Source organism: Pseudoalteromonas sp. SG43-3 (assembly GCF_014164385.1).
GTDB lineage: Bacteria > Pseudomonadota > Gammaproteobacteria > Enterobacterales > Alteromonadaceae > Pseudoalteromonas > Pseudoalteromonas distincta.
Window position 1 is genome coordinate 21735 of sequence record NZ_JACJFC010000029.1, and the last position, 23874, is coordinate 45608.

The following is a 23874-nucleotide window of genomic DNA, read 5'->3' on the forward strand; positions in this document are numbered from 1 at the left end:
TTATTCCTTGTTAATTTGTTCGCCAATTGCAATTTTGGCTATGTCTATTTCGTCACTGCTTGCACGGCTGTCTTTTTCGCACAATTGGTACAGTTCTTTTATTGTGACTCCATCAAGCTTTACAACGTTCAATTCTCGCTGCAAAAAAGTAATAATTTTATGTACTACTTTGTGTGCATGTAAAATAATGGCTTTATCTGCTTTGTCGCCTCGTTCAAAATAAAAGCCAATAAACTTATGTAACTGACTTATTCTGATCAAGTTTTTCATTGAATGTGGGTCCCACACTCTAAACTCCATAAAGCGATTGTTTTTTATGTATTGATCAACAATAACATCTTTAGCATAAGGCTGTGCCCATAGCTCAAAGCCTCTGTCGGTAAATACTTGGTGCAGCGCAATACGTGGCTTATGTTTGGTATGTATTTCACCTAAGTTATCTTCATAGCCTTCTAATAAATCTAAGTTCCAATTGCGTTTATCTAAAAGTTGTTTAACTGCATTGTCGAACCCATGATCTAAAATTCCTTCTGATTCGCTTATTGATGAGGCAACAAGGTGATAAAAAGGAGGTAGTTCGCCCCAATTAATCTGCTTTTTAAACCAATTAATCTCTTTGAGTGTTGGATTACTTGGTAGTTGCGCTTTATTATGCGTGCCAGGCATTAACTTATCCTTACTGCTAGTTATGTTATAAGGATAAACTATTGCAGGAATTGTTTTAACAAAAAGTTACAACGGTTTGAGTATATAAATACGTAGACCGTAAATATGCGACTTATTATTCATTTACTATACGGATAAAGTAGTTATGGTAGAGCGCGATTTAAAAGAGTTTAAGTGTCCTCAGCAATTTGTGCAGTTCAAGCTTGCGCTTCGAAGTGCACAGTCATCAAAACAATGCATCACTTTTAGTCTTAATAAAGGTGAAAGTGCGAACGACATTGAACGTTTTTTGCAAAAAAATGCTTATAGTTACAATTTTGATAAACAACGTGGGTTGTTATTAGTGGAGCCATTACATGTTTGAATACGTAAAAACATGGTACGAAAGGAAGTTCTCTGATCCTCATTCGTCTACCTTATTATTTTTATTATTGGTATCAGTTGCCTTACTTTACTTTTTTGGCGCGTTAATTGTTCCTGTGCTTGTTGCACTGGTTATCGCTTATTTACTAGATTGGCCGGTTGTTCATTTAGAGCGTGTTGGCTTAAAACGTTTTACTGCAACAATTATTGTAATGTTGATATTTATTAGCATTATGCTCACTCTTATTTTAGTTATTGGCCCAGTGCTTTGGAAGCAAACCAGTAACTTAGTGCAAGAAACACCGCATATGCTAGAGCAGGGGAAGTCTTATTTAATGGCTTTACCTGAACAATACCCAAGTTTAATTAATATAGAACAAGTACAAGCTATTGTTGCAACCGTAGAAGCTAAAATTATTGAGTTTGGTCAAGCGGTGTTATCGTTTTCACTTACGTCTTTAAAAGATGTTGTTGCTTGGCTTATATATTTGGTACTTGTGCCGTTACTGGTGTTTTTTATGCTTAAAGATAAGCTGGAGCTGACAGGGAGTATAGCTAAACTGATCCCGCAGCAACGACGCTTGATTTTACAAGTGTGGAACGAAATGAACCAACAAATTATGAATTACATTCGCGGTAAAGTATTCGAAATTTTAATTGTTGGTGGTGTGTCTTTCATTGCATTTACTGTTTTAGATTTGCGCTATGCAGCTTTACTTGGTGTGCTTGTTGGCTTTTCGGTATTAATTCCATTTATTGGCGCGGCACTCGTCACTATTCCGGTAGCGGCAGTTGCACTGTTTCAGTTTGGATTAGAAACGCAGTTTTGGACCATTTTAATCATTTATGGAATTATTCAAGCGCTTGATGGCAATGTACTTGTACCGCTGTTGTTTTCTGAGGCAGTTGATTTAAATCCGGTATTTATAATTGTCGCGGTATTATTTTTTGGTGGCTTATGGGGATTTTGGGGTGTATTTTTTGCCATCCCGTTGGCCTCATTAGTAAAAGCGCTAATAACAGCTTGGTCGTCAACGCACGAAGAGATCAGCAAAGAGCTCAGTGAATAGTTAAGCAAACAGACTTTTAGTTTAAAAAAGCATAGTAAACGCACCTCTAGTGCTAATTGATTATTACTCATTACCTGTAAATTTATGTACTATTGGTAATAAGATATATTTTTTAGTAATAAGGTGCGTTTTTTAATGTCTGAGTTTTTATTGCACGATGAGCCAGTAAAACAAGTTTACCTTGATGCAAATGCAACGACCCCTGTGTTGCCTTGTATTGCTGATGTTGTTTCTCATACCATGCAAATATGTTTTGGTAATCCTTCAAGCCCGCATATCACAGGTATTCAAGCCAAGCATTTATTAGAACAAACACGTCAAAAGGCACGCACGGTTATTGGCGCAACTAATGGCGATATCCTATTTACCTCTGGTGCAACGGAGGGTATTCAAACTGCGGTGGTTTCTACATTAATTAATGCTAAAAAGCAGTCTATTAAAAACCCTGTATTATTATATGGCGCAACTGAGCATAAAGCGGTGCCAAATACACTTAAACATTGGAATAGCGTACTTGACGTTAATGCTGAGGTGCTTGCTATTCCGGTTGATAGTAACGGTATTTTAGATTTAGATTTTATCGCAGAGCATATTAATAACGCTTTGATGATTTGCACCATGGCCGTTAATAACGAAACCGGTGTATATCAAGATTTACACGCTATAGAGCAGGTGATCCGTAGCCGTAACAAAAATGTATCGTGGATGGTGGATTGCGTACAGGCACTCGGTAAACAAGCGCTCGCACTGAGTAATACGACTATTGATTACGCTCCTTTTTCGGGGCATAAGCTTTACGCACCTAAAGGTATTGGCTTTTTATATATTCGTAGTGGCAGTGCGTATACACCTTTTATAGCGGGTGGCGGTCAAGAAAGTGGAATGCGTTCAGGCACCGAAAATCTACCCGGTATTGCAGGGTTAAACAAACTATTTAGTATGTTGCTTGATAAATCAGACGATACATTTAAACCAATTAGCACACTAAACTCTTATCGAAGCCAGTTACAAAGCGCGATAAAAGACACCTTTGGCGATATTACATTCAATCATGATTTTGCTTATAGCGTGCCTACCACACTTAACTTTGCGGTAAACGATTTAACGAGCAAAGAAGTGATTGATTTATTTGATGCTGCGGGCATTCGCGTAAGTGGTGGCTCGGCTTGTAGTACGGGCGCATCAACAAGTTTTGTTTTAGATGCAATGGGTGCAAGTAAGTGGCAAAGTGAAAATGCGATTAGGCTATCGTTTGGACCTGCGGCAACACAACACGATATTGATGATGCTTGTGTGCGTATTCGCGCTCTTAAAGCAATACTACAGGCTAACTGTTTAATTGTATCTGATAGCACTACACCACAACAAGAAGTGTGCGCACTTGGCCTTACTCAGTTTAGGCACCAAGGAGCATGTAGTTGGCTTTATGTAAGCGATGATAAATACGCAGTTATAATAGACCCGATTGTTGAGCTTATTCCGCGCTTTGAAAAAATAGCTAATACACAAAACTTAACTATATCAGCGGTGCTTAATACACATCTGCATCAAGAGCGAGAGTCAGCGACTAATTTATTAACCAGTGTTCTGGCATCAAGAGTTGTAAAAGGTGAGGTTGATGCTTTAGGTTGGCCACTAAATGCAGAAAGTATTAGCTTAGCAAATGACGTACTTGAAAAAGTAGCGACACCTGGGCACAGCAAAGATAGCGTAAGTTATTTATTAAAAAATAGTAATGGCGAAACGCGTTATTGTTTTTGTGGTGATTTAATTTTGCCTGCAGGACTTGGCAATACATCGCTTATGGGTGGGGATGCAAAAGCAATGGCACGCTCTATTTTAGCAATAAGCGAGAAACTTAATAGCACCAGCATTATTTGCTCAGGGCACGACTACCAACAATGTTTTGCCATGAACTGGGCTGTACAACAAAACCAAACGCCATTACTTAATGCGTTAGTAAGCGGCAGTATTTCAGCTGATGAATTTACAATACAAAAGCAGCAGTACGACGCTTCAAAGCAAGTAAATAACACGCAATTGTGTGGTTATGTAAATGCATTGCCTGAGATTGATACACAGCAATTAAATTTTGATGACGCTAAAGCAATGTTAAACACCAGCGATGTGTATTTAATAGATACTCGGGAGCCGTATGAACATGGAGCAAATAATGTTGCTCAGTTATTTAATACACTTGATGAAAAAACATTAAATATACCGCTTAGCAGAATGGCAAATGCGGTATTTGAAGGGCAGTTAAGTAAAAATAACAACTATATTTTATTATGCCGCAGTGGTAACCGCTCAAAGATTGCTGCGAGCAATTTAATGCAGCTAGGGTACAAAACTGTTTATAACCTAAGTGGTGGGCTAGCGCTTAGTAATTAAGCAAAGATTGTAATTTATACAAAATCGGCTTTAGAGCCGATTTTTTGTTTTTAAGGTTTATTTGTTTGCAAGGCAAACAATTACAGTAATTAGTGAATAACTATGAAAAGTAATTAGCAGCGCTTATAAAAATTCATTAATATTTCATTTTGATTGATTAAGCTATGCCGTTGCCTTTAAAATTACAGGTAAATTAATTTATAAAATTTTTATGATACCGGTGTCAAAAGCTAAAAATTGCGTTATCATCTGCACATAAAATTATAAAAACAGCACTTTTTTTGCATTTTTAGTTATACTATTTGCGCTTTAATTTAGTGTGAATAAGTAGTATTAAGAGTTTTGCTTTTATAAAAAACATTTTTAAATCAATTGATTGAAAAAAATAGAGGATATTTCCATGTCTAACCGAACGCAACTAGCAAGTTGGCAAGCACTAGAACAAAGTGCAGCTAAGATGAAACAAACACATCTAAAAACGTTATTTGCACAAGATGACACGCGCTTTTCTCAGTTTTCTACTCAAGTACCAGGCGTATTATTCGACTATTCTAAGCAACTTATTGATAACGATGTTTTTGCTAACTTAATGTCGCTTGCTAAAGAATGCGATATTGCATCGTGGCGCGATAAAATGTTTAGCGGTGAAAAAATAAATATCACTGAGGACCGCTCAGTTTTGCATACGGCACTTCGTAATCGTGCTCACACTCCATTAATTGTTGATGGCGAAAACGTGACACAAGCCGTAGACAACGAGTTAGCTAAAATTAAAGTGTTTGTAGAAAAAGTTCGTAGCGGTAAATGGTTAGGCTATACCGGCAAAGCGGTAAAAGATGTTGTAAGTATTGGTGTTGGTGGCTCTAACCTTGGTCCACAAATGGCAACTGAGGCATTAAAAGCACTTGCTGATGATACGTTAAATGTTCACTACGTATCTAATGCTGACGGTGTACAAATTTCGTCTATATTAAAAGCCATTGACCCTGAAACAACATTATTTGTTATTTCGTCAAAAACATTTACTACGTCAGAAACCATGACAAACGCAAAGACGGCGGTTGACTGGTTTTTACAAACAACAAAAGATGAAAGTACAATTGCAAAGCATTTTGTTGCAGTAAGTACAAATTTAGAAAAAACGGCAGCCTTTGGTATCAGCGACGAAAACGTATTCACTATGTGGGATTGGGTTGGTGGTCGCTTTTCACTTTGGAGTGCGATAGGCTTACCAATTGCTTTATATTTAGGCTACGACGCCTTTGAAGCAATTTTAGAAGGTGCGTTTGAAATAGACGAGCACTTTAAATCAGCGCCGTTTGAGCAAAATATACCATTAATTATGGCATTGCTTAGTGTATGGAATACGAGCTTTTTAGGTTATACAGCGCAAGCTATATTACCGTACGATCAAGCACTTCATATGTTGCCTGCGTATTTACAGCAAGGCGAAATGGAAAGTAACGGTAAACACGTTAACTTTGCAGGCGAAACGGTACCTTATACTACAGTTCCAATTATTTGGGGCATGACGGGTATTAATGGTCAGCATGCCTTTTATCAGTGTTTACACCAAGGTAATGTAATTGTACCTGCAGATTTTATTGCATCAGTTAAGCCACAAGTGAATGTTGATAAGCATCACGATATTTTATTATCGAACTTCTTTGCACAAACAGAAGCGATGATGAGTGGTGTAGATGCAGCGCAAGTTACAGCTGATTTAACCGCTAAGGGTAAATCGCAAGCAGAGATTGATGAGTTATTAAATCATAAAATTCATCAAGGTAATCGTCCTACAACGTCTATGCTATTAGATACAGTAGATGCTAAAACAGTGGGCCGTTTAATTGCACTGTATGAGCATAAGATATTTTGCCAAGGCATTATTTTAGAAATATGCTCGTTTGACCAATGGGGTGTAGAGCTGGGTAAAGGTTTAGCATCTAAAATTGAGAGTGAACTCACTGATGATAGCGTGAAACACGCTCATGATAGTTCTACAAACGGCTTAATGGCGTACTACAAACAAAACCGTACGCAGTAAAAAATTCGCTTACGCAAGTAAGTAAACCGAGTACCTTTGAACGGGTAGCGCTGGAGTGCTTAGGGTCTGTATTTTTGTGAGAGGAGATACAGGGCCCCTAAGGCTCATTTAATAAGCGCAATGATAAACAATAATAATAAATCATCGATACAGAACAATTCAGCAGGCTTTTATTTAAATACAGCTATAAAAGCCATCTAATCTAGCAATAAATAGGCATACCCGCGCATTTACAAAATGTACTGGGTATCACAACGTAGAGAGTAACTATGCTTAATCCTTTTGATATTATAATTTTTGGGGGCGGTGGTGATCTTGCGTTACGCAAATTGCTACCTGCAATGTACAGAGCATATCAAGAAGGTAACTTACCTGAAGGCTCACGTATCCTACCAACAGTGCGCGAAGAATCGAAACGTGCTGAATACATAGAAACAGCGCATAAAGCATTACAAGAATTTTTAAGCAAAGGTGAGTTTAACGCTAAAGATTGGAAAGCGTTTTCTACTTTTTTAGTGCCAGTGGTAAGTAATGTTACAGAAGCAGACGACAACTGGGATGTGCTAAAAGGCATTTTAGATGAGCACGAAAGCACTAAGTCTCGCGTGTTTTACTTATCGCTTCCGCCTGCTGTTTACGGCACATGTTGTGAAATATTATCGACTAAAGGTTTAATTACACCTACATCACGCGTTGTTGTTGAAAAGCCAATTGGTTATTGCGGTGATTCTGCTGAAGCAATTAATGGAAAAATTGCAGAGTTTTTTAATGAAGAACAAATTTTCCGTATTGACCATTACTTAGGTAAAGAAACAGTACAAAACTTAATGGCGCTGCGTTTTTCAAACTCATTGTTTGAAAATATGTGGGATGCTAAATCTATTGATAATATTCAAATTAGCTTGTCAGAAACGGTTGGTCTTGAAAGCCGCGCTGGTTTTTATGATAAAGCCGGTGCACTTCGTGACATGGTTCAAAACCACTTATTACAACTACTTTGCTTAGTTGCAATGGAGTCGCCTAATAAGCTAAACGCTAACAGCATTCGTAACGAAAAACTAAAAGTATTAGAAGCACTTCGCCCGCTTGTAGATGGTGATGTTGATGAAAATATTGTTCGTGGTCAATACGTACCAGGTGACTTAAACGGTAAAATTGTACCGGGTTACTTAGAAGAGCTAAATGAAGGTTCTAGTAAAACAGAAACGTTTGTAGCTATTCGCGCGCATATTGATAACTGGCGCTGGGCAGGTGTTCCATTTTACCTTCGTACGGGTAAACGTATGGCTAAGCGCTGTGCAGAAATTGTGGTTGAATACAAAAAAGTATCTCACAATATCTACGAAGATAACGTGGGCAATATCGAGCCGAATCGCCTTGTTATTCGTTTGCAGCCAGAGGAAACAATTCAACTAACGCTTATGTCTAAGCGCCTTGATAATCTTCAAATGCAACTTGAGCCAGTAACAATGAATATTGAGCTTTCACAAGCTTACAGCAATGGTTTCCATTCAGATGCGTACAAGCGTTTAATGCTTGATGCTGCTGCAAATAACCCATCGTTATTTATTCACCGTGATGAAGTGCGCCAAGCGTGGAAGTGGATTGATCCAATTATTGATAGATGGCAAGGCAAAGGCAAACCTGCGCTTTACCGTTCTGGTAGTTGGGGACCTGATGATGCTGATGAATTATTAGCAGAAAACAACCACGTATGGTTTAACACAGGCGATAAGGTATAAGCATGGCAACATTAGTTGAAAAGTTTTTTGACGATAAAGACGCGTTAACAGCTGAGCTTTCTGCAACGCTTGAGCAATCATTACGTGATGGCATTAAAAACGATGGCCGTGCTGTATTAATGGTGTCGGGCGGCTCGTCTCCTGCGCCCGCTTATAAGCATTTATCAACGCTTGATTTAGATTGGCAACATGTTGATGTTGCTATGGTTGATGAGCGTTGGGTAGATCCAAACCATGAAAAAAGTAATGAAGCATTTATTAAAAGTACTTTATTACAAAATCATGGTAGTGCTGCCAACTTTATTACTATGAAGAACGCTGCAGCAACGGCTCAACAGGGCGCACAAGAGTGTGAAGCGGCTTATAGCGAGCTAAAAAGCCCATATGATGTAACTATTTTAGGTATGGGCCCAGATGGCCATACAGCGTCGTTATTCCCAAATGCAGACGGTTTAGAGCATGGTTTAACAACTGAGCAAACAGTATGTGCGATTAATGCGATACAAAGTGATGTGACGGGTAGTATTACTGAGCGAATGACATTAACTTTAAATGCCATTGCGCAATCTAAAGTGGTTAAGCTTTTAATTAGCGGTGAAGAAAAACTCGCTGTTTATAAGCAAGCAAAAGCGGGCGGCGATGTTAATGACATGCCACTTCGCGCTGTGCTTAATCACCCAAGTATAAATATTGAAGTATATTGGGCGCCTTAATTTAGATGCCAATTTAACTTTTAAAGGCCGCTTATATAAGCGGCCTTTTTTATTTGCTTAAATTTAAGCCTAAACACTGCAAAAAAATAGCTTTGAACTGTTAACCAATGTTAATGAATAACTTTGGTTTGTATTAAAATTAACCACGAAGTGTGTTGTTTTTGAACAAAATTTATGAGTTTGAGCTGTATGTTTTTTAGCAACGTTCAGATTTAGTTAAATTTTATTTTTTCATGGTTGTTGTCATAAAAGTTTCCCTTCCTTTTTTAGCTCAAAAGCATTAGCCTAAAGGCATTAACAATGAAACATATAAATTAAAATAAACGGAGCAGTAACATGGCGGAGCAACAAGTACAGCCTTTACACAACGAAAAACATGCCAACACTAAAATTCAAAACGGCATCAATGTAGAATTCATGAAAACTCAACACTTAGTGCCAGTAGTTGCACATGAGTTTGCACGTGTAGCAAACGAGTTTCCAATGTCATTCGTTAAAAATAACGAAACCGGCACTTTTCAAGCAGTTGCTATGTTTGGCTTAGAGCCAGGCGAAAACCTTTTTGTAGAAGATGGTAAATGGACTGCAGCATTTGCACCTATGGCATCTACTCGTTACCCACTTGGTTTAGTTAAACACCCAGATCAAGATCAATACGGTATCGTAATTGACGAAGCAAGTGCGCTTGTTGGTGAAGACGAAGGTAATGCATTATTTGAAAACGGCGAAGAAACAGATTACCTAAAACGTCGTAAAGAAGCGCTAGTATCATTTATTGAGTTTTCTCAAGTAACTGAAGCGTTCACTAAATTCCTTGCTGATAAAGAGCTACTAATTGCGCAAACGCTAACAGTAGACATTAAAGGCGAGAAAAAAGACATCAACGGTATTTACCTTATCGATGAGAAAAAACTAAACGAGTTAAGCGATGCTGATTTCTTAGAGCTTCGTAAACGTGGTTACTTAGCACCAATTTACTCGTTCTTAACGTCTACTCACCAAGTAGCACGTTTAGCGCGTTTAAAAGCTAAACAAGCTTAATTACAAACACGTAAAATTTTAAAAAGCGCCTTAAGGCGCTTTTTTATGCCATTAAACTCACTTTAGTTGAAATTAAGTCCGTAACCATTCACATTAGTTTATAACTTCCCCATAAAAGAACTCATTATGAAAACACCATTATTAGCGATTTTTGCGAGCAGCTTTGTTGCTTTAAGTAATAGCGCAGTAGCTGTAGAGACTCCTTTTACCATTGCGATTCATGGTGGGGCAGGGACAATTGAAAAAGCACGATTTACACCCGCTCAAGAAAAAGAGTATCGTGCAAAATTAACGCAAGCAGTAGAGACAGGTTATAAAGTATTACACCAAGGCGGCGAAAGCTTAGATGCGGTAATTGCAGCAATTGCAGTATTAGAGCAATCCCCTTATTTTAATGCAGGGCGTGGAGCGGTATACACCTACGATGGCGGGCATGAGCTTGATGCATCCATAATGGATGGTCGAAACCGTGAAGCAGGCGCAGTTGCGGGTGTAAAGCATATTGAGAGCCCAATTAACTTAGCACGTTTGGTAATGGATAACTCTGTACATGTAATGCTTAGTGGGCAAGGCGCTGAAGAGTTTGCTAAAGAGCAAGGTGTTGAGCTTGTCGAAAATAACTTATTTGATACCGAGCCTCGCTACAAAGCGCTTTTAAAAGCAAAACAAAAATTAGATAAAGCCAAAGCAACCAGTAAAGAGTACCAAGCCGCGCACAAAGCATTACCTAACTCTTACAAAATGGGCACGGTTGGCGCAGTGGCGCTTGATAAAAATGGTAATTTAGCGGCAGGTACATCAACAGGTGGTATGACCGCAAAACGTTATGGTCGTGTGGGGGATGCGCCGGTAATTGGGGCCGGAACATTTGCTGAAAATGAATCGTGCGCGGTATCGGCAACAGGGCATGGTGAATACTTTATTCGCTATAATGTAGCGAGCGATATATGTGCGCGAGTTAAGTACCAAGGTAAAACCATTGCTGAGGCAGGGGATGAAGTTATAAACGGTGTGCTTAAGCCTATTGGCGGCACTGGCGGCGTAATTATTATTGATACAAAGGGTAATATTAGCTTACCGTTTAATACCTCTGGCATGTATCGGGCAAGTAAATCGAATACGCAAGCGACCTACGTGGGCATTTTTAGTGACGAATAAGTCAACGTCATTTAATTTATTCAATGTAGTTAGCCCTGAAAATAATTGTTTAAAATAAATTTATTATTCACAGTTTAGTTCAATAGCAGCGTTTATATAACAAACAACCCCGCGTTATGCATTTTGTAGGATTAACCCCAGCCGTTTAATTTGATACAATTACGGCTCTTTAACTAATTTTATAAGGTATGCGGGTGGTAAACCTAGGTCAGTTGTTTGGCGAGCTAAAAACGTGCTTAAAAAAAGATCAATTCATTTTCAAAAAACGCTTACATGGCGTAAAAAAAATAACGGATGAAAACAAGCATGCCAACGCGCTTGAAAAAATAGCGGCTGATATAACCCGTAGCCAAGAATTACGCGATAAACGCTTAGCTGGCCTCCCTAAAGTGACTTACCCTGAGCAATTGCCGGTAAGTCAAAAAAAGGAATTAATTAAAGGCGCCATTGCAAATAACCAAGTGGTTATTATTGCCGGTGAGACGGGCTCAGGCAAAACAACGCAAATACCTAAAATGTGTTTAGAGCTTGGTCGCGGTGTTGATGGTTTAATTGGTCATACGCAACCACGTCGATTAGCAGCGCGTACTGTGGCTAATCGTATTGCTGAAGAAATGAAGTGTGAACTTGGCCAGCAAGTTGGCTTTAAAATTCGTTTTAGCGATCAGGTATCTAATAATACGTATATTAAATTAATGACTGACGGTATTTTGCTGGCTGAAATTCAGCAAGACCGTTTTTTAAATCAATACGACACGATTATTATTGATGAAGCGCATGAGCGTAGTTTAAATATTGATTTTATTTTAGGTTACTTAAAAAACCTGCTTCCAAAGCGCCCTGATTTAAAAATAATAATTACCTCAGCGACTATTGATCCTGAGCGCTTTTCAAAGCACTTTGATGATGCGCCCATTATAGAAGTATCGGGTCGTACTTTCCCTGTTGATGTGCGCTACAACCCTATTACTGATATTAATAAAGATGATATGGAAGCGGAGGGCGATCAGCTACAAGGTATTTTTGATGCCGTTGATGAGCTGTGCGCTGAAGGCCCTGGCGATATTCTCATATTTTTAAATGGTGAGCGTGAAATACGCGATACCGCAGATGCACTTAGCAAGCGTAATTTAAAACACACCGATGTATTGCCACTTTACTCGCGTTTATCTAACGCAGAGCAAAACCGTATATTTGCGCTGCATTCTCGTCGTCATATTATTTTATCGACTAACGTAGCCGAAACGTCACTCACCGTGCCAGGTATTCGTTATGTAATAGACCCAGGTACTGCGCGTATAAGTCGCTACAGCTACCGTACAAAAGTACAGCGCTTACCAATAGAGCCTATATCACAAGCAAGTGCTAATCAGCGTATGGGTCGTTGTGGACGTGTTGAAGCGGGTATTTGTATTAGGTTGTACTCTGAGGATGATTTTTTATCACGTCCAGAGTTTACCGACCCTGAAATACTGCGTACTAACCTTGCATCTGTTATTTTACAAATGTTGGCGCTAGGGCTTGGGGATATGGCGCAATTTCCGTTTGTACAAGCGCCAGATAGCCGCAATATTAATGATGGCCTAACATTGCTTGAAGAGCTACAAGCGGTAAAACCAGCTAAACGCGATAGTAAAACAAGCCTAACGCAATCGGGCAGGGAGCTTAGTCGATTACCCGTTGACCCACGTTTAGCAAAAATGGTGCTAACAGCCCATAAACTTGGCGCATTGCGTGAAGTGATTATCATTGTAGCGGCGTTGTCTATTCAAGACCCACGTGAACGCCCACAAGAAAAACGTGCTGCTGCCAATGAAAAGCACGGTCGTTTTGATGATCCAGATTCTGATTTTATCGCTTTTTTAAACTTATGGAATTACTTAGAAGAGCAGCAAAGCGAGCTGACTAATAGCCAATTTAGAAAGCTGTGTCAAAAAGACTTCTTAGCCTATATGCGCCTACGTGAATGGCAAGATATTGTTTATCAAATAAGTACTGTGTGTAACGAAATGGGCATGAAAGCCACCAGCCAAGCGGCTGATGGCGAACTTGTTCACAAAGCGTTGTTAAGCGGGATGCTAAGCCATATTGGTTTTAAAGATGAAAAACAAATATACAAAGGCGCACGTAATAGTCAGTTTCATATTTTTCCGGGTTCAGGTTTATTTAAAAAGAGCCCTAAATGGATCATGTCAGCGGAGCTGGTAGAGACAAGTAAGTTATATGCCCGCACAAATGCAAAAATAGACATTAACTGGGTAGAACCATTAGCACAGCACTTAGTTAAACGTAGTTACACAGAACCACATTGGGAGAAAAAGCCAGGTGCGGTAATCGCGTTTGAACAGCAAACTTTATACGGCTTACTTGTTGTAAATAAACGCCGCTGTGTTTATAGCAACATAGACCCTAAAGTGAGTCGAGAGCTTTTTGTGCGCACTGCATTAGTTGAGCAAGAACTGGGCTTAAACGAGGGCTTTTTAGCGTTTAACCGTGAGCTAATAGAAGATATTCAAGTTCTGGAAAATAAGTCACGTCGTCGTGATATTTTAGTTGATGAGCAAACGTTATTTGAGTTTTACGATAAAAAAATACCCAAAGAAATTAATAACCGCGCTGCATTTTTAAAATGGTATAAAACACAAAAACAACAAAATAAGCATTACCTACACATGACTCGTGAAGATCTAATGCAGCATGGTGCAAGTAATATCACTGAGTTTGACTACCCTGACACATGGCAGCAAGACAATATTATATTGCCGCTTGCTTATCATTTCGATCCAGGCCAAGCAGTTGATGGCGTTGCGGTACAAATACCAGTAGCGCTTTTAAATCAAGTACAAGAAAGTGGTTTTGACTGGCACATACCTGCATTTAGGCATGAGCTAATAAGTGGGCTTATAAAGTCATTGCCTAAATCGCTTCGTCGTAATTTTGTGCCAGCACCAAACTATGCTGATGCAGTGCTGGCAGCTATTGAGCCAATGCAAGGTAGCTTAATTGATGCTTTAGCCACGCGTTTATTAAGAATGACAGGTGTGAGGGTTGATCCCGAGGCATGGGATTTAAGTGCATTAGCACCGCATTTACGATTACAGTTTGAAGTACGTGATGAGAGCGATAAGTTACTTGCACGAGGGCTTGATTTAGCCAAGCTCAAAGCAGAGCTGCAAGGTGAAGTAACCGAAACACTGTCTAAAGTAGCCGATAAAGGCATTGAAAAGTCAGACCTAACACAATGGGACTTTGGTGAGTTACCCGCTTCATACGTTAAAAAGCAAGGTCAATATGAGATAAAAGCATACCCTGCGCTGGTGGATAAAAAATCAGCCGCTGCAGTGGAGCTTTTTGATAGCGAAGCAAAAGCGCAGCAAGCACATCAACAAGGTTTGCGCCGTTTAGTACTATTAAATGTGCCATCGCCAATTAAGTACTTACAACAAAACTTACCGAATAAGGCAAAGCTGGGTTTGTACTTTAACCCATTTGGTAAAATAGCTGATTTAATTGATGACTGTATTGCCGCAGGTGTTGATAGCTTATTAGTAAAACACGGTGATATACGCGACGAAAAAGCATTTGAAACAGTAAAAGAGCAAATACGCGGTGAGCTGGGCGATGCCGTTGTATCGATTGCAACGCAAGTTGAGCAAGTATTAAGTATTGCTCATGCCCTGCATAAAAAAATGAAAGGGCGCGTTGATTTAACCATGATAACTGCGCACGGCGATATTAAGTCACAGCTTGAGTCACTTATATTTAAAGGTTTTGTGAGCGCGCATGGCGCAGATAAAATAGCGGATTTAATTCGTTATTTAAAAGCGATTCAAAAACGTTTAGAAAAGCTGCCTGTGGATCCAAATCGTGATAGGTTATGCGTACTAGAGCTAGATAAAGTTGCGCAAGAGTATAAAAAAGTAGTTAATAAAACGCCTAAAGGGTTACCTATACCACAAGAGGTAACCGCTATTTTCTGGATGCAACAGGAGCTTAGAGTGTCGCTATTTGCTCAAACACTAGGAACGCCTTACCCAATTTCAGCCAAGCGGGTACTTAATGCGATAAAAGAGATAGAATAAAACTTGCATTTTCTATTAAGCTTAGTACCTTAATAGAAGGATTTATTTTTGTTTTGAAAAGGAAGCGACATAGTTATGTCCTCATCGATTGAACATAAAACAAAGCGACTTTTAGTGGTAGATGACGAGTATTTTAATTTTGAAATGCTCAAAGCCGCACTAGCGTCGAAATTTGATGTTAGTTACGCAGATTCAGGGCAAAGCTGCCTTGCGTCAGCAATTGCGAGTCCGCCAGATATAATTTTGCTTGATGTTTGTATGCCTGGTCTTGATGGTTATGATACATGCCGAATGCTGAAGCACACACCTGAAACAAAAAATATTCCTGTTGTTATGGTATCGGGCCTAGAGTCCCCATCTGAAAAACAAGCAGGGTTTGATGCTGGTTGTAACGCGTATGTTGTAAAGCCATTTTCAGTGGGTGCTTTGTTGGAAGAAATTAACACGGTTGTTTAGAGGTAACATATGTTTACTGATGATAAGCGAAATTTTAGACGCATGCAGATTAACACTCCTGCAAATTTAACAACGATAGAACCAATAGCGGGTTTAAGTTTTGCCGCAGAGTGCGTGGATTTAAGTGCAACAGGTTTATCAATTCATTTAGATGAATTGCTTGAACCTAATACCTTACTGACGGTGAACATTGATTCGACTCATCCAAGTATTGCGCCTTTAAATGCAACTGCAAAAGTAATACGTGCCAGCAAAGAAGATGATGGCACGGTAACAGCAGGTCTTGAAATCATTCAGTTTAACTAAATCGATTCAGTTAAACTCAATAGTAGATATTAAAAAACCTTACAGATTAAGCCTTTTAAGTAAAAGCCTTCAGGGTAGCTGCCAGCAATTGGATGATCGGCTGCCTGGTTTAATCGCTCCATTATCAGTAGGTCTTTACCTGCATCAAGTGCTGCATCGGCTACTACTTTTTGAAACAGGTTTTGTTCCATTAAACCAGAGCATGAGAATGTTAATAGTGTTCCGCCTGGTTTTAGTATTTGCATGGCAATCATGTTGATATCTTTATAGCCACGACACGCGCCCGTTAGCTGCGCTTTATTATCAGCAAATTTTGGTGGGTCCATTACGATGGTATCAAACTGTCTACCTTCGTCGCGGTATTGGCGTAATAATTTAAATACATCCTGCTTAACAAAGCTCACTTTGTTTAAATCTAAGTTATTATGCTCAACATTACGTTTTGCTGTATCTAAAGCAGGTTGCGATACATCTACGTTAGTTACATGCTCACATCCACCACGCAGGGCATACAACGAGAATGTACCTGTGTAACTAAAGCAGTTAAGGACAGTTTTACCTTTTGAGAAGCGCTCAAGTGCAGCACGGCTGTCACGCTGATCTAAGTAAAATCCTGTTTTGTGACCTTCAATTATATCAACTTCGATTTTTAAGCCGTTTTCTTCAATAAGCACAGGCTCTTTTGGTTCATTCCCCCAAAGTGCGCCTTTAATTGGTTCTAAGCCTTCTTTAGTACGTACATCTACGTCAGAACGCTCATATATGCTAGAGCCGGGGAAAATAGACATCAATGCGCCTACAATCTCGCCTTTATGGCGCTCGGCACCGGCGCTTAATAGCTGGCACACTAATACGTTGTCAAACTTATCTATTGTAACGCCTGGTAAGTAATCAGACTCAGCAGCACATAAGCGAAACCCTGTTAATCCGCCTTCTTCAATAACTTGGCTACGGGCTTCTAATGAGCGACGTAAACGGCGTTCAAAAAAGTGTTGATCGATGACTTCTTTTTCGTCAAAGCTCCAAACACGTGCACGAATTTGTGAGTGAGGGCTATACGCAGCAGTTGCTAAAAACTTACCTTCGCTGTCGTGAATCGTTACTGTGTCGCCTAATCCAGGTTTACCTTTAATTTTTTTGATGGCTTTTGAAAATAACCAAGGGTGTTTTCTTTTTAATGATTTATCGCGACCAGCTTGTAGGTAAACGGCAGATGACATAAGGCTTCTCAGTAGTAATAAATAAGCGCTGTATTTTAGTCAAGCAAGGAGCAACATACAATGAATGTTTTGCAAGGGGGGCATAAAGCACGGTAAAGTACGGATAATTCATTGATTAATTAGCTTTTTGGAACCTAACTTTGTCTGACGTCGCTTTAAGCCCTGATTTAGAAATACTTAACTCACAATGTAGAGGGTTTATCGCCTCTTTAGTGCATGCTGATGTTGCTCATGACATTACTCATATAGAGCGAGTGGTGCGTGTTGCAATACAGTTATGTAATGCGGAGCAGGCAAACATGTCAGTAGTATTACCTGCAGCGTGGATGCACGACTGTGTGGCGGTGGCTAAAAACCACCCTGATCGTGCAAAAGCCTCTACTATGGCAGCTGATAAGGCATTGGAGTTTTTAAAATCGATTAATTATGACGAGTCACTTTTTGATGAGATTCATCATGCAATTGCAGCGCATAGCTTCAGCGCAAATATAAAAATTAAAACAGTTGAAGCGCAAATAGTACAAGATGCCGACAGAATGGATGCGTTGGGCGCTATTGGCGTTAGCCGATGCATGAAAGTTGGTGGCTCAATTTCTCGGTTATTATATAACCCAAATGACCCTTTTTGTGTTGAACGCGAGGCTGATGATAAAACATACACGCTTGATCATTTTTTCATAAAGTTATTACATATTGCCGATAGTATGAATACCCCATCAGCTAAAGCAGAGGCGAATAGACGAACAAGGTATATGCATGAGTTTTTAGAGCAATTAAAGTCAGAAATTGGTGAGTAATGTGAATAATACAAGCATACCGAAATTATCTGGCATTGATCATTGCCATTTAAATGTTGATAACTTAGCTAATGCCGTTAAGTGGTATGAACGGGTTTTAGGTTTTAGCGTAGTGCCAGAGCTTACCTTTTGGAATGAGCATGGGCGAGGCCCTTTAACGCTTGAGGATGCTTGTTCAACCTCTCGTTTAGCATTGTTTGAAGGAGAGGGGCGCAGTAAAGGGATTGCATTTTTGGCCTCAGGGGATCAATTTATTCAATGGCGTATTCATCTTGAGAGTTTAAATATAAAAGTAGTTTTAGCAGATCATGGTGTAACGTTTTCTATGTACTTTAAAGATGAAAGTGGCAATAGCCATGAAATTACGTCACATGACTATCGTTATATAAAATCTTGTTACCCAAATGTTGAGCTTGGCTCTCACAGTGCTAAAAAGAATTAGCTTTCTTGATTTGCATTTTTTATAGCAATAATATCGTCTAAGTTTTTTACTAATAGCTCGATTAGAGCGGGATCGAAATGAGTTCCTGCTTGCTCTTGCATATGCAAAACTGTTTTCTCTACGCTCCAAGCCTCTTTGTAAGGGCGTTTTGAGGTAAGTGCATCAAATACGTCAGCTATAGCAACAATTCTACCTTCAACTGATATTTCTTCGCCTTTGATTCCGTTAGGATAGCCTGAGCCATCCCATTTTTCGTGGTGTTCAATTGCAAGTGTATGCGCAAGTTGTAGTAAAGGAGATGATGAGTTTGCTAAAATTTGCGCGCCAATGGTGGCGTGTTCTTTCATATGATCAAACTCTTCAGAGGTTAACTTTCCAGGTTTGAGTAGGATAGCGTCAGGGATACCTATTTTTCCTACATCGTGCATTGGGGCGGCTTGACGTAAAAGTTCTGCTCGTTGTTCATCCATACCTAGTGCTAACGCTAATACTTTACTGTATTGGCTCATGCGCACTATATGTTCACCCGTGTCGGTGTCTTTATATTCCGCTGCACGGCCTAGACGTTCTACTAAATCTACATGAGCTTGCTTTAATTGCTCTGCTTGTACTAGCGACAAGTGAGTATTAACCCTTGCTCTTACAATGGCAGGGCTTATTGGTTTAGTAATATAATCTACTGCGCCTAACTCAAAACCTTTGTATTCATCGCTTTCATCGCCAAGCGCAGTTACAAAAATAATTGGGATGTGTGATGTTTTAGGATTTCTCTTAACTATTTGGCACACTTCAAAGCCATTCATATCTGGCATCATTATGTCGAGCAAAATTAGCTTAGGTAGCTCTTTTTCAAGTAGTGCCAGTGCGGCATCACCCGATTTAGCAAACGACATACGATACTGATTACCTAACACTTCGCGCATTACTTTTAGATTTGCAGGCTCATCGTCAACAATTAATACCCGTGGCCTATCTGTCGTAAAATCCATTAATTAATACTCATCGTTTGTTAGTTTTTCAAGTAAGGTTTCAAGTATTACGTGTGCTTTATCAAAATCAAATTCATCAAAGGCTTCGGCTATATCATCAACTTCATTTTGAAAGGTAGAAGGTGCGCCGCGTTGCAACTTTGCGAGTAGTTCATCATTTAATTCTGCGTTTTGCGCATCTTGATGAAGTGTTTCACACAATTGCTTAATCTCATCTATTGATAGAGTGTCTGAGCTATCATCTTCAGGCTTGCTATTTGGCTCATCGCAAGTATTTGATGACAGCAGTTGCGTTATAATAAGTAGTTCGTTTTTGATATCGTCTAAAATACTAATAACTTTAGTATCACTTTGCTTTTGCTCTAAATCGGCTAATAACTTCATTAACGTTATTAGGCCCAAATTACCAGCAACACCTTTGAGTGTGTGAATGAGGCTATCGACATCTTTTATGTTTGATAATTTATCATTAAATAATCTCTCAAACCGCTTATCACTATCACTTATAAACTTAGTAATCTCTGTAAGTTGCTTACACTTAGAACCCCAAAGTGCTAATCCTTTTTCAAAATCTATATGCTGCGCTTTAGGATCGCTTTGCGATATAACCATTTCTTTTGCAATACCAAGCCCCAACACTTGCGCTATTTCTTGGTTAAGCTGGTTTATATCGACGGGTTTATTGGCAAAGCCATTCATGCCTGCTTTTTTAGCCGTAAGCTTATCTTGCTGTAATACGCTTGCTGTGAGTGCGATAATTGGCGTGTACTTAAGCTGCCTTTGGTTTTCTATTGCTCTTATTTTTTGTGCTGCTTGTATGCCATCACACAATGGCATATGTATATCCATTAATATGACATCAAAGTCTTGCTCTTCAAATACTTTAATCGCTTCAAGTCCGTTTGACGCTTTGGTAACTGAATGCTGATCTCGTGATAGAAGCAAAGACAGTAGTTCTGTATTTTGCTCTATATCATCAACTACTAGTACTCTAAGTGCAGGCAGTTGGGTGTGTAGACCATCAAAATAATCTATTTTAGATTCGTCACCTAAAGTAAGCGGCAATGAAAAGTAAAAACAGGTGCCTTTACCTAGCTCACTTACTAAGTTTATTGTTCCGCCCATAAGCTCTACAAGTTGTTTACTTATGGTTGTACCAAGGCCTGTACCACCAAAGCGGCGGGTAGTAGTGCCATCGGCTTGTTCAAAAGGTTGAAATACAGCTTGAATACGATCTTTTGCAATACCAATTCCGGTATCTTGCACTTCAAAAAACAGATGCTGATTTTGTGTCATGCCAACGGTGACCGTAACAGAGCCTTTTTCGGTGAACTTAATCGCGTTACCAATTAGATTAGTGAGTACTTGTCTGAGTCGATCTGGGTCGCCGTAGTACGTAGAACTTACTGATTCTTTAATATGGAGTTTAAGTTCTAAATCTTTCTTTTTAGCTTCTAGCCAAAAAGTAGAAATAATACTGTCTATCACTGGTTTTAAGCTAAAGTGGACTGGCTCAATGGTGAGCTTACCGCGTTCTAGTTTTGCAGAATCAAGAATTTCATTTAACAATCTTAGCAATGAACGCGCTGCATTATTTACGGTAACCAAGTGCTTTTGTTGTTCTTGATCAAGTGGGGTGTCCATTAATAGATCGCTAAAACCTATTATAGAATTCATTGGGGTGCGTATTTCATGGCTCATATTAGCCATAAAAGATTGCTTTGCATGAGCAGCTTCTTCAGCTTTAAATTTAGCTTGCTCTAGTTTTTCTTCATATTCTTTGCGTTCAGTAATATCGACTAAAACACCATCAATCCACTTTGGGTTGCCTTGAGCATCAAAGTCGATACTCCCTTTATCTAACAACCACAAAATTTTGCCATTTCTATGTCTAATTCGGTATTCAATAGAATATTGAGACTTTGCATCAACAGCTTTAGTGACTTCATCAACTATTTGTTTTTGGTCTGATTTCAAGACCAAGTCATTAAACTCGATACAATGCTCTGTAAACTCATTTGGGTTATACCCTGTAAGCTCAATTATATTTGGACTAATAAATAACATAGTCCAGTTGTCATCAAACTTGCATCTAAACGCTACTCCGGGCATGTTATCGATAAGAGAGCGGTATTTTTGTTCTTTCTCTTCTAAACTTTGCTGCAAAGCGCGTTGTTCGGTCAAGTCGGTGATAAAGCCAACATATAAAGGGTTATGGCCCGGCTGATTTACTTCGCCTATACCTAAGCGAATAGGAAAAACATGTCCGTTCATGTGTTTTGCATATACATCACGGTTTATGCCTATTATTTTACCTAGATCAACATTGTGAGCATTTAAGAGGTATTCGTCGTGGTGCTTGGCAATGTTATCGTCCATTAGCATTTTTACGTTTTTGCCTTGAACTTGGTTTTCTTGCCAGCCAAAAATTTTACTAGCGGCTTCATTAAAACTTAAAATAATACCAGTATGGTCAATGGTAACAATGCCATCTATAGCGGTACCTAAAATAGCATTTAGACGGGATTCTTTTGCCGACTTCTCCTCAAGTAGCATGCGATAGCGAACCATACCATTTATTACACCAACCACGCTTGTAATCGCGATAGTTGCTGTGGCGACTGCAATGGCGATAAAAGTTAGTCCTGCGGTTGCATTAGCATCATCATAGATTAGTGGCGATGTAGCTACAAAACGTGTAGCGGCCATACCCATGTAGTGCATACCAGCAACAGCACACCCTAAAATAACAGCGCTAATTGAGTTATTTTGAAGAGGTGATAAAGAGGGTAAAAAACGCTCAAGATTAAAGCGACTGTAAAGGGCTATAAAGGAGAGGGCTACAGCAACAATGATTGATAACGCAAAAATCAATGGATCATATCTAAGTAAAGGAGCAAGGTCCATTGCAGCCATGCCGCTATAATGCATAGTGCCAATGCCGGCTCCTAGTAACACAGAGCAAATCGACAATACTTTTAGATTCCCTTTACTATTTACTAGCATTGATACAGCGTACTGACATGCTATAAATGCTGGTATAAAAGAAAGGAGAGTGATTGTTGGATCATAATCAATATTAGTACACAGTGAAAAGGCAAGCATACCAATAAAGTGCATACTCCAAATACCAGCCGAAAAAACAGTAGCAGCGGTCACATTTGCTAAACGTTGGTAGCTAGGAAATTGAGTTTCTTTTGCGAGCTCTATAAGCCGAATGGTGAAAAAGGCTGCAAAAATAGCAATTAGCAATGACATTGAAACTAATAGAGGATCGTAAACGCCATTAATGATTAAGCTAGGATCTTGGTCTGTGATAAAAAAAGCTGATAACATAATGGCTCAAAATATAATCTTTATTTATCAAGTTTAATCTAATTAATTAATAAATAAACTGTTAATTCAATGAAGTGATTAAAATAACGAATTTATTACTTTTAGTTTTCTTTTATTTATCAGGCATTAGTTTTTTAGTTGGTGTTTTTTATTCTAATGTATTGCCTGTCACAGGACTAAGTTAGATTTATATGGTCATATTTAAGTTTCTATCGAGTAACCTTAATAAAACTAATGAATTGGCTTAACTAAGCGAAAATTATACTTTATTTGGTTTTATTAATTGCTGGTGAATTTTCTCGTAGCAATATCATTAATGAGTATGAAAGTGTTTGAATATCAGTTAAAGAAAAGTATAAAACGTAAAACGGTTGCCATTAAAGTACATAACAAGAAGGTGACTGTATATGCCCCTCAATTTGTTAGTAATAAACACATCCAAGAATGGCTTTTTGATAAGCAGGTGTGGGTAAATGCTCAATTAACTAAACAGCACAATATTGCTGATAGCAGACAGAACCCGCTCAAAGACAAACAAATTTTAATCTTTGATAGCATTATAAACATAGAATTTAAGCAAGGTACTAAGTCCGAAGTACTAAACTGTAACGACAGCTTGCTTATTACTCACTCTTCGCGCGTTAAAAATACTTCGCAAAAATATCAGCAACTTCTTGAAGAATATTTAAAAGAGCAACTAACTGCATATATAGAAATGCGTTTAGCGTACTTCTGCGCACAAATGGGTGAAGAATTACCTACGAGTCTAAAAGTAGCTATTTATAAGCGAAAGTGGGGAAGTTGTAATAGTAAGCGAGAGCTAACATTTAATTTGCATTTAATCGGAGCCCCTTACCATGCTATTGATTATGTGATTGTTCACGAGTTAGCGCATTTACGTCACTTAAACCACAGCAAAGCTTTTTGGCAACACGTTGAGCATTTTTTTCCTAATTATAAAGCATCATCAACATGGCTAAAGAAAAACAGTATGAGTTTACAATGGGTGTTTTGAAGTTAACCTGAATATAGGAATATAGGAATATAGGAATATA

Annotated in this window: 18 protein-coding genes; 14 read left to right on the forward strand and 4 right to left on the reverse strand. The window is 38.9% G+C overall.

Going from position 1 to position 23874, the window contains the following annotated elements:
• Nucleotides 1–666, reverse strand: a complete 666-nt coding sequence (locus H5157_RS19015) for a hypothetical protein (protein WP_024597628.1) — start codon at nt 664–666, stop codon at nt 1–3.
• A gap of 145 nt (nt 667–811) precedes the next feature.
• Here H5157_RS19015 and H5157_RS20975 point away from each other — a divergent pair, with 145 nt between their 5' ends.
• The 11 genes from H5157_RS20975 to H5157_RS19065 all read left to right on the forward strand — a co-directional run bounded on the left by H5157_RS20975 (nt 812) and on the right by H5157_RS19065 (nt 16035).
• Nucleotides 812–1030, forward strand: coding sequence for a hypothetical protein (locus tag H5157_RS20975; RefSeq protein WP_024597627.1), 219 nt, complete (start codon nt 812–814; stop codon nt 1028–1030).
• Complete coding sequence (locus tag H5157_RS19020) at nt 1023–2099, forward strand: AI-2E family transporter (RefSeq protein WP_024606584.1); 1077 nt, start codon at nt 1023–1025, stop codon at nt 2097–2099. Before H5157_RS20975 ends, H5157_RS19020 begins: the two co-directional genes overlap by 8 nt.
• A gap of 135 nt (nt 2100–2234) precedes the next feature.
• The gene (locus tag H5157_RS19025; protein ID WP_182720951.1) at nt 2235–4490 is read left to right on the forward strand and encodes an aminotransferase class V-fold PLP-dependent enzyme; all 2256 of its coding nucleotides are present in this window, start codon (nt 2235–2237) and stop codon (nt 4488–4490) included.
• Between the two features lie 400 nt (nt 4491–4890).
• Nucleotides 4891–6537, forward strand: coding sequence for a glucose-6-phosphate isomerase (gene pgi / locus H5157_RS19030; protein ID WP_039487336.1), 1647 nt, complete (start codon nt 4891–4893; stop codon nt 6535–6537).
• 269 nt (nt 6538–6806) lie between these two features.
• Nucleotides 6807–8279 carry a glucose-6-phosphate dehydrogenase gene (zwf, locus tag H5157_RS19035; RefSeq protein ID WP_182696114.1) on the forward strand — a complete coding sequence of 491 codons (1473 nt, stop codon included), beginning with the start codon at nt 6807–6809 and terminating at the stop codon, nt 8277–8279.
• A 2-nt stretch (nt 8280–8281) separates the two neighbouring features.
• Nucleotides 8282–8992 carry a 6-phosphogluconolactonase gene (gene pgl, locus H5157_RS19040; protein ID WP_182693523.1) on the forward strand — a complete coding sequence of 237 codons (711 nt, stop codon included), beginning with the start codon at nt 8282–8284 and terminating at the stop codon, nt 8990–8992.
• Between the two features lie 336 nt (nt 8993–9328).
• On the forward strand, nt 9329–10033 hold the full coding sequence (locus H5157_RS19045; protein ID WP_024597622.1) for a SapC family protein: 705 nt from the start codon (nt 9329–9331) through the stop codon (nt 10031–10033).
• A gap of 126 nt (nt 10034–10159) precedes the next feature.
• The gene (locus H5157_RS19050; protein ID WP_182725287.1) at nt 10160–11191 is read left to right on the forward strand and encodes an isoaspartyl peptidase/L-asparaginase family protein; all 1032 of its coding nucleotides are present in this window, start codon (nt 10160–10162) and stop codon (nt 11189–11191) included.
• A 194-nt stretch (nt 11192–11385) separates the two neighbouring features.
• Nucleotides 11386–15273, forward strand: coding sequence for an ATP-dependent RNA helicase HrpA (gene hrpA, locus H5157_RS19055; RefSeq protein ID WP_182720953.1), 3888 nt, complete (start codon nt 11386–11388; stop codon nt 15271–15273).
• A 75-nt stretch (nt 15274–15348) separates the two neighbouring features.
• Nucleotides 15349–15729, forward strand: coding sequence for a PleD family two-component system response regulator (locus H5157_RS19060; RefSeq protein WP_024597850.1), 381 nt, complete (start codon nt 15349–15351; stop codon nt 15727–15729).
• Nucleotides 15730–15738: 9 nt separating this feature from the next.
• A complete protein-coding gene (locus tag H5157_RS19065; RefSeq protein WP_007581065.1) occupies nt 15739–16035 on the forward strand; it encodes a PilZ domain-containing protein in 297 nt (98 codons plus the stop codon).
• A 29-nt stretch (nt 16036–16064) separates the two neighbouring features.
• On the opposite strand, the gene H5157_RS19070 is transcribed toward H5157_RS19065, so the two are convergent.
• On the reverse strand, nt 16065–17255 hold the full coding sequence (locus H5157_RS19070) for a class I SAM-dependent methyltransferase (protein ID WP_002961441.1): 1191 nt from the start codon (nt 17253–17255) through the stop codon (nt 16065–16067).
• 140 nt (nt 17256–17395) lie between these two features.
• Between H5157_RS19070 and H5157_RS19075 the strand changes: the two genes are divergently transcribed.
• Entirely contained in the window at nt 17396–18052 is a 657-nt protein-coding gene (locus H5157_RS19075) for an HD domain-containing protein (RefSeq protein WP_039487345.1), read from the forward strand.
• A gap of 1 nt (nt 18053) precedes the next feature.
• On the forward strand, nt 18054–18494 hold the full coding sequence (locus tag H5157_RS19080; protein ID WP_182696112.1) for a VOC family protein: 441 nt from the start codon (nt 18054–18056) through the stop codon (nt 18492–18494).
• On the opposite strand, the gene H5157_RS19085 is transcribed toward H5157_RS19080, so the two are convergent.
• Both H5157_RS19085 and H5157_RS19090 read right to left on the reverse strand, forming a co-directional pair.
• A complete protein-coding gene (locus tag H5157_RS19085) occupies nt 18491–19483 on the reverse strand; it encodes a two-component system response regulator (protein ID WP_002961438.1) in 993 nt (330 codons plus the stop codon). The two genes, H5157_RS19080 and H5157_RS19085, sit on opposite strands and share 4 nt — an antisense overlap.
• 3 nt (nt 19484–19486) lie before the next feature.
• Nucleotides 19487–22819, reverse strand: a complete 3333-nt coding sequence (locus H5157_RS19090; protein ID WP_182725288.1) for an MHYT domain-containing protein — start codon at nt 22817–22819, stop codon at nt 19487–19489.
• Between the two features lie 316 nt (nt 22820–23135).
• On the opposite strand from H5157_RS19090, the gene H5157_RS19095 reads away from it, so the two are divergent.
• Nucleotides 23136–23834, forward strand: a complete 699-nt coding sequence (locus tag H5157_RS19095; protein WP_182716748.1) for a M48 family metallopeptidase — start codon at nt 23136–23138, stop codon at nt 23832–23834.
• The last annotated feature ends 40 nt before the right edge of the window (nt 23835–23874 follow it).